Here is a 17,726-nt window from a genome sequence, read left to right as displayed (position 1 = left end):
CTATGACGCAGCAGTTCACCATAACCCGCCTGGGCCATCAAGGCGATGGCATCGCCGAAGGCCCCGTTTACGCACCACGCACCCTGCCGGGTGAGGTGGTCAGCGGTACTCTGCTGGGCCAGTTTCTGCAGGATATACGGGTTGAAACACCTTCGGATCAGCGGGTCAAGGCGCCGTGCCGCCACTACAAGGCCTGCGGCGGGTGTCAGTTGCAGCATGCTGCAGATGACTTCGTGGCCGATTGGAAGGTCACGGTGGTGCGCAACGCGCTGGCCGCGCAGGGGCTCGATGCCCCGATGCGGCCAATTCACACCTCGCCTGAACGCTCGCGCCGCCGGGCGACAATCGCTGTGCGGCGGACGAAAAAGGGCACGTTGGCCGGGTTTCACGGCCGTGCCTCGGACACGATCACCGAAATACCGGATTGTCATCTGCTGGACCCGGGCTTGGTCGCGGCCATTCCCGTGGCCGAAGCGCTGGCGGTTCTGGGTGGCAGCCGCAAGGGCGTGCTGGCGGTGACGCTGACGCTGTCAGAAGGTGGACTGGACGTGGCGGTCAAAGGTGGAAAACCACTAGACGGGCCACTGGAACTGGCGCTGGCGCAGGCGACCGAGAAACACGGGCTGGCTCGGCTCAGCTGGGATGGTGAGGTGATCGCCATGCGCCAGCCTCCGGTGCAGCGCTTCGGCTTGGCGGGGGTTGTGCCACCGCCCGGCGCGTTTCTGCAAGCGACGAAAGACGGAGAACAGGCTCTGTTACGGGCAGTTTTGCAGACCACGCAAGGCGCAAAGCGCATTGTAGACCTGTTTGCGGGCTGCGGCACTTTCTCATTGCCTCTTGCCGAAAACGCCGAAGTTCATGCGGTTGAAGGTGAGGCCGCGATGACCGACGCGCTGGATCAGGGCTGGCGCCGGGCCCAAGGGTTGAAACGCGTCACGACCGAGGCGCGCGATCTGTTCCGCCGTCCGCTGATGCCGGATGAGTTGAAGAGCTTCGATGCCGTGGTGATAGACCCGCCTCGCGCCGGGGCCGAGGCGCAGGTGGCCGAACTGGCGCAGGCGCGGCGCCCGGTGATCGCTTATGTCTCGTGCAACCCGGTCACCTTCGCGCGGGACGCAAAAACGCTGGTTAACGCAGGCTACACTCTTGAATGGGTACAGGTGGTGGACCAATTTCGATGGTCATCGCACACAGAACTGGCCGCGCGTTTTGTCTTGGGGCCCGCATCATGAGCACACAGGAGAAAGTCACAATGGGGTTCAATCAGCGCCTTTTGGGCATCATTGAAAATCCCAGTTTTGGCCGGTTCATCACCGGGGTCATCATTTTCAACGCCATCCTGCTGGGCATGGAAACATCACCCACTCTGATGGAGGCTGCCGGCCCCCTGATCGTGACGCTAGACAGTATCTGCCTGACCATCTTCGTGGCTGAGATCGCGATGAAACTGCTGGCGACTGGACGGCGGTTCTTTACGAACGGCTGGAATATCTTCGACTTCATCGTCGTTGGTATCGCCCTGATTCCCAGCGCCGGTGGCCTGTCGGTACTGCGGGCGCTGCGAATCCTGCGGGTTCTGCGCGTCATATCGGTGGCACCACGCCTGCGCCGCGTGGTCGAAGGCTTCATCTCGGCCCTGCCGGGTATGGCCAGCGTATTCCTGCTGATGGCAATCCTGTTCTACATTGGCGCGGTGATTTCGACCAAGCTGTTCTCGGGCTCGTTCCCGGAATGGTTCGGTGATCTAGGTCTGTCAGCTTATACATTGTTCCAGATCATGACACTGGAAAGCTGGTCGATGGGTATCGTGCGCCCGGTGATGGAGGTCTACCCTTACGCCTGGGTTTTCTTTGTGCCCTTTATCATGGTTACCACATTCGCGGTGGTGAACTTGTTGGTGGGTCTGATCGTGAACTCGATGCAGGATGCCCACCACGCCGAGGATGAGGTGAAAACTGACGCCTATCGTGACGAAGTGCTAGAGCGGCTGGAAAGCATCGAACGTCGTCTGACCGAGCAGTTAAACAGCAAAAAGTGATTTCAGTTTTTTCAGATTCTGGCATAATGCTGAAAAAAAAGAGCAGGCAGTGAAACATGGATCGTCGAGCATTTGGATTGGGCGCTATGGCAACGCTGGGCCTTTCGGCCTGTGCCTCAGCCAGCCCACGATTTCTAACCTATGATGGCCCCGAGGTGACCTCTTTGGTCATCAACAAGGGCGCGCGGAAGATGTATCTTCTGCACAATCAAACCATTCTCAAGGAATACAAGGTTGATCTGGGCTTTGCGCCGCAGGGCACCAAGACCAAACGCGGCGATGGCCGCACGCCCGAGGGCAGCTATCTGATCGACCGGCGCAACCCCAACAGCCGCTATCACCTGTCGCTGGGGATTTCCTATCCTAACACGAATGACATCGCGCAGGCCAAAGCCGCCGGTGTTGATCCGGGTGGCGATATTTTCATTCATGGTCAGCCGAAGAAGCGCTCGGAATTGAAACGCGCCAAAAAGACGCCGGATTGGACTGCGGGCTGCATCGCCGTCAAGAATGAAGAGATCGAAGAGATCTATGCGATGGTGAACAAGGGCACGTTGATCACGCTGCGCCCGTAGGCGGTTTCCAGTCCCCGAATCCAAATTGCATATAATCGCGCTGGTAGGCATCCGCCGCCAGCGCTTCAAGTGTATCGTCGTAAATTTCGGCCAGTGTGAACGGAACATCCGGTGTTGTAAGGCTGGGTGTCGGCGGGCTGTCATGTCCTATCCGACGTGCCAGATCTGGCAGGGCAGTGGCGATCTCATCCTCACGCAGGATCAAGTCGGGAAACGCAAAAGAGCTCATCCCCTCAAGCACCTGAGACTGGCTGCACCACACGCCGTCCACCCGCACCGGGGTCTGCCCGGCCAGGTTTTGCCGCAGAAAGGTAAGGAAAGCCGAAAACGCCTCATGGTGCTGGTCGCGCGGATAGTTGTCTTTGCGCAGCTGACCGGGGATCGGAACCTTGAACCGGTTGCGCAGCATGTTGCGGATTTTCACATATGCACCGGGTTCAGTGCTGAGGATATAGGAACAAAAGGCCGAATGCGCCCGTGCCAGAGGGTGCCGCAGTACGGTAAATTTACGATGCCCGGTATGGGCCTGAAGCCAGCGCCGCATCTGCTTTCGGTTCTGGTTTGTAACCAGCTTGCCGGTATCGGTCGCATCCAAATCGGCCAACCACTGTGTCACGGGCCCCTCGATCCCGCCGCGGATCGGCAGGTACATTAGCGGCGTTTCAGGCGCGGCTATGTAGGTGACAACAGCAGGTCCACGTCGGGGTTCGAAATTCGGGGTGCGGTGCAGGTTGAAACTGTCGATCCCGGACAGTGCCTGTTCCGTCTCATCCGGGTTTGTCACCTTGGAAAGGGCAGGTTCGGGGTTTTGCGGCTTGATCGTATCGTCAATGGCGGACAATCGGGACGAAACTCCCATCCACGCAGCCAACCCGTTCAGGACGTTTAGGTTGGTCAGGTCGTCATAGGCGATATAGAACGCGGTCTGCCCACTGGTTTGAAGCGCGTTAAGCACCAGAAGTTGAAACTCCTGCTGCTGGCTCAGGTATTTTTCGAATTCCTGCGCCTCAAACTCAACCTGCGCCTCGCGGCGACGTTTGATGTTTTTCAGCTGCCACTGCTGGGTCTCGCGTGCAATTTTCAGCGAAACATAGCTGTCCAGTGGGTTGCGCGTCAGGATGATTTTGGCACAGCGGGGGTCGGACAAGGCGGGCTCTAACACTCGGGGATCGTGCCCCTCAAAGAACCGAAATCCATTGAGCTCACCCGGCGCGGATTTGATTGCTCGCACCAGTTTCATTGGATCGTCGTCCCGTTCCTCGAGCGTTACGCCCAGCAGGTTTTCGGATTTGAGACGGCCTATGAAATGCGGGTTGAACGCTTCACCATGGCAGGTGACGCCGTCCAGCGCGTTCAGGTTGAACTCTAGCAGGTTGGACCCGGTGCGCATCGCGGCAAGAACGATGAAATAGTCAAATTGGGTTGTCATCGCAGGTTATTGCACCAGATAAGGTTTCTTGAACGGTCGGGCGCGCGCGCCAAACACGTCATCGGTGGGGAAATCGCCCATCAAATAGGGGTGCATGCCCTGGTTCTTGAGATTTTGCAGGAATTTTCCGAACCCTGAAATATCCACCATCAGTGGGGCTTCAGTCAGGTGGCTGGCGCGTGGGGTGCCGATTTCATCGATCACCGTTTGCAAAGGTTCCATCGGAGATTCTACAAACTCGGCCAATGACCACGTGCGCACTCGCGCCTTGGTCCAGACTGAGTTCAGAACCTCAAGTTGTTTGGTTTCAATCTGTTGCAGGCGGGCGGCCTCGTTGCGGATATCGGCAAAGTTCCTGTTCGACCTGAACAGAGGGATCGCCCAGGCCCCGGTGATGACCGATATCTGCGCGTTTCTGTCCCGGGCAAGGAACCAGTTGATCTGCTGGGTGTCCCCAGGCCCGAACTGAAAGCACTGCCGCTCACCCCGTGTGTTCCAGATCAGGTTCGAGACAAAGGCGGTCGGATTGTAATCCCGAAGCACTGCACAATCGCTGAGCGCGCCATTGGTGATCGTTTCGCCGCCAGCAAACTCGGCACGCTCGGGGCCGAACAAATGTCCATGGACGCGCGCGCCGGTGGTCTCCGCCAGCCAGGGCTCGAACCCCTCGAACAGCTCGGCAAAGCCCTGGAACACTGAATAGGGGAATGAGGTCAGCCCATTCTCGCTGCCGTGGCGGGGAAAGCGGCTTTGCATATACAGACCGTCTCGCCCGCGGGTCCGACGCTCGACCGCCTTGGAGAACACGCGGTCGATTTTACCCGGGTTGGGTTCAGCCGGGCGCATGGCGCTGCTCTGATCGGTCAGGAAGGACTGGTACAACCGATCCGCATGCGGCCAGATTTTCCGCGCCACGAAACAGTCGGACCGGCGCAGCAACTGCAGATGGTCATCATAGAAAATATGCGGTCGTCCCTGGTAGTCGAATTTGGAAAGGGTCAGGGATCGGCTTTCGATATGGGTTGAATACAGCCGCGACAGCGTCTGGAAATAGCTTTCATCCGGTATCCAGACCCTCCGGAAATAGCGATCATAAGTCTGCCGCCTGGGGTCCTGCAGAATGGCCGACAGGGTTTGCCGGGTCAGGCACCACCACTGGCTACCCATATGCGGCACCAACCCATCGGGGATCTTGCGGCGAATGCCAATGGCGCGCTGCAGTTTCACATAGGCATCGAACAGCTTTCGGTTCTTGCGCCAGGAAAACGGGAACCGCAGGGTGAAGCGTTCCTGATCCAGCCCGCCGATCGTCCAACTGACATCGGCGGTGGTGGCGCTTTCGATGAAATCGACGCGAGGCCGGTCCGCGAGATAGTCGGTCAGCTCTTCCACCGGTCGCAATGGCAGGCACGCCCCCGAGGACAGATAGACATGATGCACATCTGGAAACGCTTCCAGCATCAGCTCGGCCGCGGATTGCGAGGCCGCAACGATACCCCAGCCGCCCCATTCACAGACATGGCGTTCTGAAAACCGGATCAGTGGGTCATCGGCACATGCAGCGGTGAATTCGGCAAAGACCCGGGCAGGCACTTTGCGGTCCACATGGATCACCACAGGGCACCCCGCGGCTGTCCAGTGGCGCGCCACCTGCTCGGCCCGGTGCAGCGCCGTGTGTACCAGCATGATGACGCCAAGGCGGCTCATGCCCAGTTTCCCTTGGACATCAGGCCCAGAATTTCTAGTTGTCGCCAATTGATGAGCTTCTCGGACTGCTCGCACCAGAATACCGGCTTTTCCTCCAGCCTCTCGGCATAGGCGCGGTATTCACCCGAGCGGCGGAAGTGCTGGCGGCGCAGCATCTCTTCGGCGGCTTTATCACCCAGAGTGCTAATCAGCTTGGCGTGCAGCAACGCGCCGCTGGTCTTTTCGCCGCCCCATTCGTCATAGACCTGGTTCAATCCGCGCGGCAGCAGAGAATGGGTTGAACTGGCATAGACATAGCGGCGGTCCCATTTGACCAGTGGGATTTTGTTCAGCGCCGGCGCCTTAGAGGGGGTGTCGCGGAAAAACACCCGCGCGCGCGGGCCGCCTTGTATCCACAGGTTTCCATAATCCGGGTTCTTAGTGATCATGTAATTGCCGGAATCGAACCAGCGGGCGATCTGAAACGGGTCCTGCCCCTCGTGATAGGGTTCAGCGTCTACCGGCCCCTGCGGGTACATGTCGATCAGCATGGTGCCGAAGCTGCGCACCGCGCAGCCGTCCAGCCAATCGGTAAGGGCACGGATCGGGCGGGTGTCGCAAAACGGATAGATGAAGAATTCATCTGGATCGACGGTCAGAACCCAATGCCCATGCGCGTATTTGCGCAGCAAGTAATTCGACCAATCCAGCCCGAACGAGGCCCGTTTATAGCTGGCCCGCGCGTGCCAGACCGAGGCGTCGGGCTGGCCGGCCAGATACTCGCGCGAGCCGTCATCGCTGTCATTGTCGACAAACAGAAAGTGGGTGATGCCCAGCTTGCGGTAATATTCCATAAAATAGGGCAGGCGGATTTTCTCGTTCCGCAGCACGCTCATCAATAACACGTCGTTGCGTCGGATATTGGCGGTTCTGTCGGACACCGGTTTGAGTTGTCGCCGTTTCAGCACGCAACGCGCAAGACGACGCTTGCGCCGCAATCTCATCCGGTATGAATCCAACAGGCTCACGCGTACGCTCTGCCCTTTTTTGTTACGCAAGCTTGCCCGGGGGCTGGATGGTCCAGAGTGGTGCCGGGCAATTGACGTTTTATGCCACTGTTACAACTTTCAAGGCAACGGATTTAAAAGTCGTTAGTCACATGTGCAGCTTTTCAGCAAACTTTCCCCATAAGGCCTATGCGCTGCAACTGTTCCCAGCCCTCGTAACGGACCGACTGAGGCGTCCATAAATCGGGACCGTTTGCGACTGAGTCATAGTAAGAAGCAAACTGGTCGGGATCGTGGAAATGCTGGCGTCGCGTTTTCTCGGTTTTCGACTTGTCGACCACCTCGGGCAGGAATTTCGTGTGCAGCAACACGCCCGCGGGGATATCGCCAGCGGGTCCGTCATAAACTGCGTTCAAGTGCCGGGGCAGGGCGGAATGGCATGAGTTCACAAAGGCATAACGCCGCGACCACCGGACCAGAGGGATCTTGTTCAACGTCGGAGAATGGCGCGGCCGGTCTGCAAAGAACATGCGTTCGCGCGCACCACCCTGAACCCACAGATTACCCAGAGGGCTTTGTCGCTGTGCCCGATAGGGGCTGGGATCGAACCAGCGCAGAACCTCGGACGGGTTGGTATCGGGGTCATAGCTTTGCGTGCCCAGCGGGCCTTTGGGATAAAGATCCAGCATCAGCGCGCCAAAACCTGTGCGACCTTGCTGGTCCAGAACTGCGGTCAGGTCCTGCAGAGGTTTGCTGTCGTGCTCGGGGTAGATCAGCAGCTCATCCGCGTCGACCATCAACGTCCAGTGGCCGTGCCCATAGCGCATTTGCAGCCATGTCAGCCAATCCAGTCCGTATCGCGCGGCGCGATAGCTGGCATCGGTCTGCCACAGCGACACATCCGGCTGATCGCGTAGAAATTCGACCGAGCCGTCATCGCTGTCGTTATCCACGATCAGGAAGTGGTCTACTCCCAGCGCCCGGTAGTGGCGGAAGAACCAGGGCAGGCGGGTGATCTCATTGCGCAGCGTGGTGAAGGCCAGAACCGCGCCGGGCCTGATTTGCCCGGTTTGATCGTTCAGGTAGGTCAGTTGATGGCGGCTGCTAAAGGACCGCCACAGCAACCGCCGACGTTTCAGCCGCAACCGGTATTTCTGCACCCATCCGATGGGGGGAAGCATATCGGTTGCGTGAGGGGTCACTTGCGGCTCACTTCTCGTAATTGCCGTTCTGGTGCCAGCGCCAGGCATCGCCGATCATCGTCTCTAACGTTGATCTTTTTGGGGTCCAGCCCAGCTCATCCCCGGCGCGGACAGAGCCCGAGACCAGTTTGGTGCAATCCCCGGCGCGGCGGGGGCCGATGGAATAGGGCACCTCGCGGTTGGTGACGGCTTTGGAATGGCTGATCACATCCATCACTGAAAAACCCGAGCCGGTGCCAAGGTTAAACACCCGGCTGCCCTTGCCCTGCTCCAACCAGTTCAGGCCCAGCACATGGGCATCAACCAGATCGCAGACATGCACATAGTCGCGGATGCAGGTCCCGTCGGGCGTGTCGTAATCGGTGCCGAACACGGTCAGGCCATCGCGCTTGCCGTCGATGGCGTCCAGCATCAGCGGCACCAAATGGGTCTCGGGCCGGTGGAATTCACCCACCTCACCTTCCGGATCGGCCCCGGCGACATTGAAATAACGGAAGATCACGTGGTTCAGCCCATGCGCGGCCTGGAAATCGCGCAGGATATCCTCGATTGCGCGTTTCGAGGCACCGTAGGCGTTCAGCGGTTCCTGCGGCGTATCTTCGTCCAGCACCACGTTGTCATGCTCGCCATAGGTGGCGCAGGTCGATGAGAACACGAAGTTCGGACAGCCTGCGGCGACGGCGGCTTCAATCAAGGACAGTGAGCCGGTGACGTTGTTGGTCCAGTATTTACCGGGTTCGGACATCGCCTCACCCACCTGGCTGAGGGCAGCGAAATGCATCACGGCGGCGGGTTTGTATTTGGCAAAGACCTCGTCCAACCGGGCGCGATCCAGCAGATCGCCCTGTTCAAACGGGCCGAACTTCACCGCGTCCTGCCAACCGGTGATCAGGTTGTCATAGGTCACCGGCGTGTAGCCAGCTTGCGCCAACGCCTTGCAGGCGTGCGATCCGATATACCCGGCGCCGCCGGTTACAAGAATGTTGGTCATTTATTCTTCCAGATAAAAAAAGGTGTGCACGGAACTGCCGTCAGGTGTGTGTGTCGGTTACGGAAAGACCTCACTCCAACCCCATGGCGGCCATCATTTCCTCAAGCTTGGGAACGTCCTGTGGGTTGTTCAGCTCCCAGAACTGGCGGCCTTTGGCTTCGACCTCGACGCACAGAACCTTGCGGCCGTTTTCCATGAAGCGCAGCTGTTCCAGCCCTTCCAGTTTCTCCAGCGGACCAACTGGCCAGGTGGGATAGGCGGCCAGCGCGTCAGGGCGATAGGCGTAAACGCCGACATGGTGGAAAACCGGGGTGGCGTCTTCGCCACCATAGGTATCGGCGGTGTAGGGCACGACCTCTTTCGAGAAGTACATGGCGCTGTTGTCAGCTGCGAACACGGCCGTGGTGCCACCGACGCGTCCGTTCTTGCGATCGTTCAGCAGGCTATTGAGCGCGTCACCATCGCAGCGCAAGACCGGCGTGGCCACGCCAGCCTCGGGCGCGGCGCGCAGACCAGCGACTAGATCTTCGACAAACCAATGCGGGGTCAGCGGCGCGTCACCCTGCAGGTTGACCACGATGTCATATCCTGCGCCAAGCACCTCATGCGCCTCGGCGCAGCGTTCGGTGCCATTGCCGCAGGTCTCCGACGTCATCACAACCTCGGCGCCGAAGCCTTCGGCTACTTCGCGGATGCGGTCGTCGTCGGTGGCGACAACCACCTTATCGACGCCCGAGACCGAACAGGCCGCGCGCCAGGACCGCTCGATCAGCGTCATGGCGTTGCCAGTGGCACCGGTCAGCGGCACCAGCGGTTTGCCCGGATAACGGGTCGAGGCGTAACGGGCGGGAATGGCGATCAGAACGGACATTATGCCTCCTTCAGGTCAACACCCGGAGCGTAGGCGATGAAGAATGGGTTTGCATAGCCGTCCTTGCCATAGGTCAGCGGTTCGTGGTTGTCGAACCGGACCACCTTGCCGCCTGCACCTGCCAGAACGGCGTGGCCTGCGGCGGTGTCCCATTCCATGGTGCGACCAACGCGCGGGTACAGATCGGCCTCGCCGGTGGCGACCAGACAGAATTTCAGCGATGAGCCCGCGCTTTTGCTGTCCTGCACTTGATATTTGTTAATGTAATCCTCGGTCGCCTGGTCCCGGTGGGATTTGGACGCCACGATCAACAGTGCGGAATTGTCCGGTTTAGAGACTGAAATTGGCGTTGATTCCCCCGCTTGTGCCTTGTCCAACGCGCCGATTTCCTCAACCGACTGACCGTCGGCTTGTGTATAGAACATACGCCCTTTGGCTGGCGCGTACACAACGCCTCGGGTCGGAACGCCGTTTTCCACCAGCGCGATGTTCACCGTGAAATCGCCGCGACGGTTGATGAATTCCTTGGTGCCGTCCAGCGGGTCGACGATCAGAAAGGTGTCGCCCTTTTCCGAATGCGAGGCGGCCTGTTCCTCGGTCACCAACAGAACGTCAGGGAAGGCCTCGCGCAGACCGGCCGAGATCAACGCATCGGCAGCCTCATCCGCTTCGGTCACGGGGCTGGCGTCGGATTTGACTTTGACGTCGAAATCATCGGCTTCGTAGATCTCCATGATCTTGTCGCCCGCTTCCAGGGCCAAACGTCGAATGACGGGAATAAGGGCGTCGTAGGTCACAAAAATGCTCCGTTCCTGTGATTTGTTGATCGAATATCCTGACGGCCTTATGATGTGCCGGTTACGGATCGGCAAGAAATTCGTGGCAGATTGCAGGTGAAAAAACGGGAAAGACGGTTCGGGTGTACTATTTCAAGCGAAACCAGACACTACTGGGTGGCGCGTTCACAACCGCCGAGCTTATTTTCCATGCCGTTGTGCGCAGCGTTCGATCGCAGCACAGCAACGCGGTACTCGCCATTCTGATCAATATTTTTCAGGTCTTGATCCTGGTGGCGGTGTTTTACACAATCATGTCCTTCATGGGTCCGCGTATCGCTAGAATCCGAGGCGAATTCATTCTGTACCTGCTGTCTGGCGTGTTCCTGTTCCTAACGCATGTCAAATCCGTCAGCGCGGTGGCGGGAGTCAGCACCGGCAACAACCCGATGATGCTGCATTCGCCAATGAACATGATGGTGATGCTGCTGGCGACCGCTTTCGGAGCGCTTTACACACAGGTGGTGACCATCATTATCATCCTGTTCCTGTATAGTGTCGCGGTGTCCCCGATTGAAATTCAGGAGCCCGGCGGTGCATTTGCTATGCTGATACTGTCTTGGTTCACAGGCTGTGCCGTGGGCGTGGTTTTCATGGCTCTGAAACCCTGGCTTCCGACCGTCGCCGTTATCCTGAGCAACATCTACCGGCGCCTGAACATGATCTTTTCCGGAAAAATGTTTTTGGCGAACGCCCTGGGCGGTGCCACGTTGGCCATGTTTGCTTGGAATCCGCTGTTCCATATCATCGACCAATGCCGAGGGTTTGTCTTCCGCAACTACTTTCCGCGCAATACCAGTTGGGAATATGCGCTATGGGTTGGGGTGATCTTGCTGCTGATCGGGCTGCTGGGGATTTTCTTCTCGCGCCAGCATGTCTCGCAAAGCTGGGGTGCACGCCGCTAGCCCGCCACGCGCAAGGTCAGGTTGATCCGCCCCCCTTTAGGCAGCAGTTTCGAAGATCCGAACCGAATGCGGTCGATGCCGTGATAGGTTAGCCGGGCAGGGCCGCCCATAATCACCACATCGCCCGAGTTCAGCCAAATCGACTCGGTCTTGCCACCGCGGGTCTGGTTGCCAATGCGAAACAGGGCGTCATCGCCCAGCGAGATCGACAGCACGGGCCACGAAAAATCGGCCTCGTCCTTGTCCTGATGCAGCCCCATCCGGGCACCTTCGCCATAATAGTTGATCAGACAGCAATCGGGATCACGATCGGGACTTGCCAGATCGCGCCAGATTTCAAGGATGGGATCGGGGATCGTCGGCCAATCAGCGCCTTTGGGATGCTGCGGCTGATATCTGTACCCGGCCTTGTCGGTGACCCAGCCTAAAGACCCGGCCGAGGTCATGCGCACCGACATTTCCTTGCCCGATGGTGTTACCGGTCGGAAAAGCGGTGCGGATTTCAGAATCGGGCGCAGGAGTTCGATCAGCTGCGCCTGTACAGCCGCATCCAGATGAGCTTTTCTAATATCAAATCCGCGCAAAAGCAGCCGCGCCATCAAAGATTCCCCAATCCTTGCCAAAACCTTGCCAAAAAAGGCGCCAGATTCCCGAAAACCTGCGTTTTACAACGCTTGCAGGCCATTCATCCCGCCCTTATATACGCCGAGACGCGCGATGGTGTAGGGCCGTTCGCGCATATCAGATCGGGGCCGGGTGCCATAACGGGTCCGGACCTCGGACATCGCCTTGAAGAGAAAGGGATTGAACATATGGGAAAAGTAATCGGGATTGACCTCGGGACCACCAACTCGTGTGTGGCTATCATGGACGGCTCGCAGCCGAAGGTCATCGAAAACGCCGAAGGGGCGCGGACCACGCCCTCGATCGTCGCATTCACCGAAGATGAGCGACTGGTCGGTCAGCCTGCAAAACGTCAGGCGGTCACCAACCCCGACAACACGATCTTTGGCGTCAAGCGTCTGATCGGTCGTCGTGTGGATGATGCAGAAGTCGAAAAAGATAAGAAAATGGTGCCGTACGCTATCGTTGATGGCGGCAATGGCGACGCGTGGGTTGAAGCCCGCGGTGAGAAATATTCTCCAAGCCAGATCTCGGCCTTCACTCTGGGCAAGATGAAGGAAACAGCCGAGAGCTATCTGGGCGAGGAAGTCACGCAGGCGGTTATCACCGTTCCTGCATACTTCAACGATGCTCAGCGTCAGGCCACCAAAGACGCCGGTAAAATCGCCGGTCTGGAAGTGCTGCGGATCATCAACGAACCGACAGCAGCTGCTCTGGCCTATGGTCTGGACAAGGAAGAAACCCAAACCATCGCGGTCTATGACCTTGGTGGCGGTACTTTCGACGTGACCATTCTGGAAATCGACGACGGCCTGTTCGAAGTTAAGTCGACCAACGGCGACACCTTCCTTGGTGGTGAAGACTTTGACATGCGCATCGTCAACTACCTGGCGGATGAGTTCAAAAAGGAACACGGTGTCGATCTGTCTGCCGACAAGATGGCCCTGCAGCGTCTGAAAGAAGCTGCTGAAAAAGCCAAGATCGAACTGTCCTCGACTTCGCAGACCGAAATCAACCAGCCATTCATCTCGATGGGTTCGAACGGTCAGCCGCTGCACATGGTTATGAAACTGACCCGTGCCAAGCTGGAATCGCTGGTTTCGGACCTGATCAAGAAGTCGATGAAGCCTTGCGCCGCTGCTCTGAAAGATGCCGGTCTGTCGGCCAGCGACGTGGACGAGGTTGTTCTGGTCGGTGGTATGACCCGGATGCCGAAAGTGATCGAAGAGGTCACCAAGTTCTTCGGTAAAGAGCCGCACAAAGGTGTGAACCCGGACGAAGTTGTTGCCATGGGCGCCGCCATTCAAGCCGGTGTTCTGCAGGGCGACGTCAAAGACGTGGTTCTGCTGGACGTGACTCCGCTGTCGCTGGGCATCGAAACGTTGGGTGGCGTCTTCACCCGCCTGATCGACCGCAACACCACGATTCCGACCAAAAAGTCTCAGGTCTTCTCGACCGCTGAAGACAACCAGAACGCCGTAACCATCCGCGTGTTCCAGGGTGAGCGTGAAATGGCTGCGGACAACAAGATCCTGGGTCAGTTCAACCTCGAAGATATCCCGCCGGCACCGCGCGGTATGCCTCAGATCGAGGTGACTTTTGACATCGACGCCAACGGCATTGTCTCGGTTTCGGCCAAGGACAAAGGCACCGGCAAAGAGCAGAAGATCACCATCCAAGCCTCGGGCGGTCTGTCGGATGACGATATCGAAAAGATGGTCAAGGACGCCGAAGAGAACGCGGAAGCCGACAAGGAACGCCGCGAGCTGGTCGACGCCAAGAACCAGGCGGAGAGCCTCATCCACTCGACCGAAAAGTCGATGGAAGAGCATGCCGACAAGGTTGACCCGACCACTATCGAAGCTATCGAGCTGGCGATTGCCGCGCTGAAGGACGAGCTGGAAACCGAGAATGCCGACAAGATCAAGTCGGGTATCCAGAACGTCACCGAAGCCGCGATGAAGCTGGGTGAGGCCATCTATAAGGCGCAAGCCGATGAGGCCGAGGATGAGCCCGCAGCGGCTGATGCTGCTCCGGCCGGTGATGACGACATCGTCGATGCCGAGTTCGAAGATCTGGACGACGACAAGCGTAACTAACGGGAAACCGGGCCAATTTGGGCCGGTCCGGTTGCCGGGCCGGCCCGATTACGTTGAGGCAGAAGGAAACACTGATGTCAAAACGCGACTACTACGATGTGCTCGGCGTGTCCAAGGGCGCATCGGCGGATGAAATCAAAAAAGGCTTTCGCACGAAGGCCAAGGAATTGCATCCCGACCGCAACAAGGACAACCCGGATGCCGAGGCGCAGTTCAAGGAAGCGAACGAAGCCTATGACGTGCTGCGTGATGCCGATAAAAAGGCTGCCTATGACCGATTTGGTCATGCCGCCTTTGAAAACGGCATGGGTGGCGGTGGCCGTCCGGGCGGAGGCTTTGGTCAGGGCGATTTCTCCAGCGCGTTCTCGGATGTGTTCGACGATCTATTTGGCGATTTCATGGGTGGTCAGCGCGGTGGTGCTGGTGGCGGTCGTCGTGCCGCGCGCGGGTCGGACCTGCGCTATAACCTGCGCGTAACGCTGGAAGAGGCGTTCTCGGGCCTGCAGAAAACCATCAGCGTACCGGCGGCCGTGGCTTGTTCGGCCTGTGATGGTTCGGGAGCTGAGGGCGGTGTGGAACCGACCACCTGTCCGACCTGCTCGGGCATGGGCAAGGTCCGCGCGCAGCAGGGTTTCTTCACCGTTGAACGGACCTGCCCGACGTGTTCGGGTCTGGGTCAGATTATCAAGAACCCCTGTAAGTCCTGCAACGGCGCAGGCCGCGTGGAGAAAGAACGCGCGTTGTCTGTGAATATCCCTGCCGGTGTCGAAACCGGCACCCGCATCCGTCTGGCGGGCGAGGGTGAGGCCGGGATGCGTGGTGGCCCTCCGGGCGATCTGTATATCTTTGTCGAAGTTTCCGATCACAAGCTGTTCGAACGCGACAGCGTGAACCTCTATTGCCGCGTACCTGTCAGCATGGCCAAGGCCGCACTAGGCGGGTCGATCGAAGTGCCGACCATCGATGGTGGTCGCGGCCGCGTGCAGATTCCTGCCGGTAGCCAGTCGGGCCGTCAAATGCGCCTGCGTGGCAAAGGTATGCCTGCGCTGCGCGGCGGCGGTGTTGGCGACATGTTCATCGAACTGGCCGTGGAAACGCCGGTCAACCTGACCAGTCGTCAGAAAGAACTGCTGAAAGAATTTGATGATCTGGGTGAAGATAACCATCCGGAATCAAAAAGCTTTTTCTCATCCGTCAAGTCCTTCTGGGATGGGATGAAAGGCTGAGTTTTCATCCGTTTAGCAAATCAAAGAGCCGGTCCAATGGGGCCGGCTTTTATGTTTCATAAGTCCAGATTGACTGAAGACTGCGCCAAAATTGGCCCTTGATTCCTCGGACGAGCCCTGAGATTGTCCGCGCAACCGTTGGGGTGCCCCAATCAAGGGGCTGAGAGGCGTGAATGCGCTAACCCATCGAACCTGATCCGGGCAATACCGGCGTAGGGAACGGTCTAACATGCACAGACGTTTTCCATGCTGCGTTGCCCATTGATGATGGAGCAACGATATGGCGCATATTGCCCTGACAATTGCGGGCTCGGACAGTGGCGGTGGGGCCGGAATTCAGGCAGACCTCAAAGCAATGTCTGCATTGGGCGTATACGGCGCCAGCGTCATCACGGCGGTCACGGCTCAGAATACCCGAGCTGTGACGGCAGTACATGGGATTCCGCTGGATGTGGTTTCCGCCCAGATCGACGCAGTTCTGACTGATCTGGATGTCGGCGCAATCAAGATTGGGATGCTTGCGACGCCAAGCATTATTCAGACAGTCGCAGAGGCCATTGACGGGTTTGGTGGCCCCGTGGTGCTGGACCCGGTTATGATTGCCAAATCCGGCGATACGCTACTGGCGCAGGAAGCGGTGCAGACTTTGCGCGATGTCCTTCTGCCGCGCGCCACCGTGCTGACGCCCAATCTGCCTGAGTCAGCTTGTTTGCTCGGCTGTTCCGAAGCCAACACACCGGATCAAATGATCGAGCAGGGGCTAGCCCTCTGCGGGTTCGGTGCGCAGGCTGTGCTGATGAAAGGGGGACATGGGCGCGGCGATATCTGCCATGACTTGTTGGTCAATGTATCGGGGCAAATCGCTGAGTACATGGCTCCTCGGCAAGAGACGCGGAACACACATGGCACAGGGTGCACCTTGTCGTCTTCGATTGCGGCGGGGTTGGCGCAGGGGCTTGGCCTGATCGACGCTGTCGCGCAGGCACATGACTATTTGCAGGGGGCCATCGCCCGAGCGGACGGTCTGATGATCGGGCAGGGGCATGGCCCGGTACATCATTTCCACCGGGTCTGGTCCGCGTGACGGTCTGGTCGGTCATAGGGTGCGGCGTTGCCGGTCTGGCGGTGGCCAGCGAACTTGTTTCGCGCGGTGCCAAGGTTCAGGTGTTCGACCCCGCTGGCCCACCGGGGCCCCATGGGTGTTCCTGGTGGGCGGGCGGTATGCTGGCCCCTTGGTGTGAGTATGAAAATGCCGAAGAGCCAGTATTGCGGTTGGGGCAGATTGCGTTGGACTGGTGGGCGGCGCGTACGTCGGTGGAAAGGCGGGGCACACTCGTCGTGGCCAACCCGCGTGACCTGCCCGATCTGCGTCGGTTTGCGCGGCGAACCGAAGGTTGCAGCGAAGTCGGTCAGTCCGAAATCGCCAATTTAGAGCCTGATTTGCACAGGTTTACCAAGGGTCTCCATTTCCGAAACGAAGCCCATCTGAACCCACGTCAGGCCTTGCGAGATCTCTATACACAATTGTTGGACCAAGGCGTTGAGTTTCACCGTAAGCTCGCTCCATCGCGGCTTGAAAACGCGATTGACTGTCGCGGGTTGCACGCCCGCGAGGTGCTGCACGATCTGCGCGGCGTGAAGGGCGAGATGTTGGTGATCCGCTGCCCAGACGTGACCCTGACCCGGCCCGTGCGGCTGCTGCATCCAAGGATGCCGCTTTACATCGTGCCGCGCGGTGATGGGATCTACATGCTGGGTGCTACGATGATCGAAAGTGAGGACAGCAGCCGCATCACCGCGCGTTCGATGCTGGAACTGCTCAGCGCCGCCTACGCGCTAAACCCCGCCTTTGGTGAGGCCGAAGTGCTGGAAATTGGGGTCGATCTGCGCCCGGCCTTTCCCGACAACTTGCCGCGTATTCGGCGATTGGGGCGCACAATCTATGCCAATGGCCTCTACCGCCACGGCTATCTGCTGGCCCCGGCACTGGCGCAGGGCGTGGCGGATCTGGCGCTGGACAACAAGCATTCGGAGATGGTCGATGAAGATCGTGCTTAATGGCGAACCACATGAGGTGCGGGCTGAAACCCTATCGGACCTGCTTGCAGAATGCGGATTCTCAGGGCGCGTGGCGACAGCCGTGAACGAGGACTTCGTCCCCTCGGATCTGCGCCTTGCTCACAGGCTGGCGGATGGCGACCGGGTCGAAGTCGTCGCGCCGATGCAAGGAGGTTGAG

At 58.8% G+C, this 17,726-nt stretch carries 18 protein-coding genes and 1 riboswitch; of the genes, 9 read left to right on the top strand and 9 right to left on the bottom strand.

The features are described 5' to 3' along the window. The first annotated feature begins 2 nt into the window (after positions 1-2). Genes ACXAGD_RS17070 through ACXAGD_RS17060 form a run of 3 tightly spaced genes read left to right on the top strand, consistent with a single transcriptional unit; the run spans position 3 to position 2,613 of the window. A complete protein-coding gene (locus ACXAGD_RS17070) occupies positions 3-1,232 on the top strand; it encodes a class I SAM-dependent RNA methyltransferase (RefSeq protein ID WP_475212090.1) in 1,230 nt (409 codons plus the stop codon). A gap of 20 nt (positions 1,233-1,252) precedes the next feature. Then, complete coding sequence (locus ACXAGD_RS17065; protein WP_475212630.1) at positions 1,253-2,038, top strand: ion transporter; 786 nt, start codon at positions 1,253-1,255, stop codon at positions 2,036-2,038. 56 nt (positions 2,039-2,094) lie between these two features. Then, entirely contained in the window at positions 2,095-2,613 is a 519-nt protein-coding gene (locus tag ACXAGD_RS17060; RefSeq protein WP_475212089.1) for a L,D-transpeptidase family protein, read from the top strand. On the opposite strand, the gene ACXAGD_RS17055 is transcribed toward ACXAGD_RS17060, so the two are convergent. The 7 genes from ACXAGD_RS17055 to cysQ form a co-directional block, all read right to left on the bottom strand. Then, complete coding sequence (locus ACXAGD_RS17055; RefSeq protein WP_475212088.1) at positions 2,597-4,042, bottom strand: nodulation protein NodH; 1,446 nt, start codon at positions 4,040-4,042, stop codon at positions 2,597-2,599. The two genes, ACXAGD_RS17060 and ACXAGD_RS17055, sit on opposite strands and share 17 nt — an antisense overlap. A 6-nt stretch (positions 4,043-4,048) precedes the next feature. Beyond that, positions 4,049-5,749: a DUF5927 domain-containing protein gene (locus tag ACXAGD_RS17050; RefSeq protein ID WP_475212087.1), complete on the bottom strand. Its 1,701-nt coding sequence runs from the start codon at positions 5,747-5,749 to the stop codon at positions 4,049-4,051. After that, on the bottom strand, positions 5,746-6,732 hold the full coding sequence (locus ACXAGD_RS17045) for a glycosyltransferase family 2 protein (RefSeq protein WP_475212628.1): 987 nt from the start codon (positions 6,730-6,732) through the stop codon (positions 5,746-5,748). The genes ACXAGD_RS17050 and ACXAGD_RS17045 overlap by 4 nt, the downstream gene beginning before the upstream one ends. A 167-nt stretch (positions 6,733-6,899) precedes the next feature. Next, positions 6,900-7,916 (bottom strand): glycosyltransferase family 2 protein, encoded by a 1,017-nt coding sequence (locus tag ACXAGD_RS17040; protein WP_475212086.1) that lies wholly within the window; start codon positions 7,914-7,916, stop codon positions 6,900-6,902. Positions 7,917-7,944: 28 nt separating this feature from the next. Further along, positions 7,945-8,928 (bottom strand): UDP-glucose 4-epimerase GalE, encoded by a 984-nt coding sequence (gene galE, locus ACXAGD_RS17035; RefSeq protein ID WP_475212085.1) that lies wholly within the window; start codon positions 8,926-8,928, stop codon positions 7,945-7,947. A gap of 70 nt (positions 8,929-8,998) precedes the next feature. Continuing rightward, a complete protein-coding gene (locus tag ACXAGD_RS17030; RefSeq protein WP_475212084.1) occupies positions 8,999-9,799 on the bottom strand; it encodes a 3-deoxy-manno-octulosonate cytidylyltransferase in 801 nt (266 codons plus the stop codon). Further along, positions 9,799-10,596, bottom strand: a complete 798-nt coding sequence (gene cysQ / locus ACXAGD_RS17025) for a 3'(2'),5'-bisphosphate nucleotidase CysQ (RefSeq protein ID WP_475212083.1) — start codon at positions 10,594-10,596, stop codon at positions 9,799-9,801. The genes ACXAGD_RS17030 and cysQ overlap by 1 nt, the downstream gene beginning before the upstream one ends. A gap of 122 nt (positions 10,597-10,718) precedes the next feature. Here cysQ and ACXAGD_RS17020 point away from each other — a divergent pair, with 122 nt between their 5' ends. After that, positions 10,719-11,540 carry an ABC transporter permease gene (locus ACXAGD_RS17020; RefSeq protein ID WP_475212082.1) on the top strand — a complete coding sequence of 274 codons (822 nt, stop codon included), beginning with the start codon at positions 10,719-10,721 and terminating at the stop codon, positions 11,538-11,540. On the opposite strand, the gene ACXAGD_RS17015 is transcribed toward ACXAGD_RS17020, so the two are convergent. After that, positions 11,537-12,139: an alpha-ketoglutarate-dependent dioxygenase AlkB family protein gene (locus ACXAGD_RS17015; RefSeq protein ID WP_475212081.1), complete on the bottom strand. Its 603-nt coding sequence runs from the start codon at positions 12,137-12,139 to the stop codon at positions 11,537-11,539. The genes ACXAGD_RS17020 and ACXAGD_RS17015 overlap by 4 nt on opposite strands. Positions 12,140-12,205: 66 nt before the next feature. After that, complete coding sequence (locus tag ACXAGD_RS17010) at positions 12,206-12,352, bottom strand: hypothetical protein (RefSeq protein WP_475212080.1); 147 nt, start codon at positions 12,350-12,352, stop codon at positions 12,206-12,208. On the opposite strand from ACXAGD_RS17010, the gene dnaK reads away from it, so the two are divergent. From dnaK to thiS, 5 genes are all read left to right on the top strand, one after another. Beyond that, the gene (gene dnaK, locus ACXAGD_RS17005; RefSeq protein ID WP_475212079.1) at positions 12,353-14,263 is read left to right on the top strand and encodes a molecular chaperone DnaK; all 1,911 of its coding nucleotides are present in this window, start codon (positions 12,353-12,355) and stop codon (positions 14,261-14,263) included. Positions 14,264-14,337: 74 nt separating this feature from the next. Continuing rightward, positions 14,338-15,489 (top strand): molecular chaperone DnaJ, encoded by a 1,152-nt coding sequence (gene dnaJ, locus ACXAGD_RS17000; RefSeq protein ID WP_475212078.1) that lies wholly within the window; start codon positions 14,338-14,340, stop codon positions 15,487-15,489. Positions 15,490-15,618: 129 nt separating this feature from the next. Further along, a riboswitch (TPP riboswitch) is annotated at positions 15,619-15,725 on the top strand. 44 nt (positions 15,726-15,769) lie between these two features. Continuing rightward, a complete protein-coding gene (gene thiD, locus ACXAGD_RS16995; RefSeq protein ID WP_475212077.1) occupies positions 15,770-16,573 on the top strand; it encodes a bifunctional hydroxymethylpyrimidine kinase/phosphomethylpyrimidine kinase in 804 nt (267 codons plus the stop codon). Continuing rightward, on the top strand, positions 16,570-17,547 hold the full coding sequence (locus tag ACXAGD_RS16990; protein ID WP_475212076.1) for an FAD-dependent oxidoreductase: 978 nt from the start codon (positions 16,570-16,572) through the stop codon (positions 17,545-17,547). Before thiD ends, ACXAGD_RS16990 begins: the two co-directional genes overlap by 4 nt. Beyond that, entirely contained in the window at positions 17,531-17,725 is a 195-nt protein-coding gene (gene thiS, locus ACXAGD_RS16985) for a sulfur carrier protein ThiS (RefSeq protein ID WP_475212075.1), read from the top strand. The genes ACXAGD_RS16990 and thiS overlap by 17 nt, the downstream gene beginning before the upstream one ends. Position 17,726 lies beyond the last annotated feature (1 nt).

It is taken from the genome of Ruegeria sp. ABF4_144, from assembly GCF_056160045.1.
This window is presented reverse-complemented; position numbering and strand designations above follow the sequence as displayed.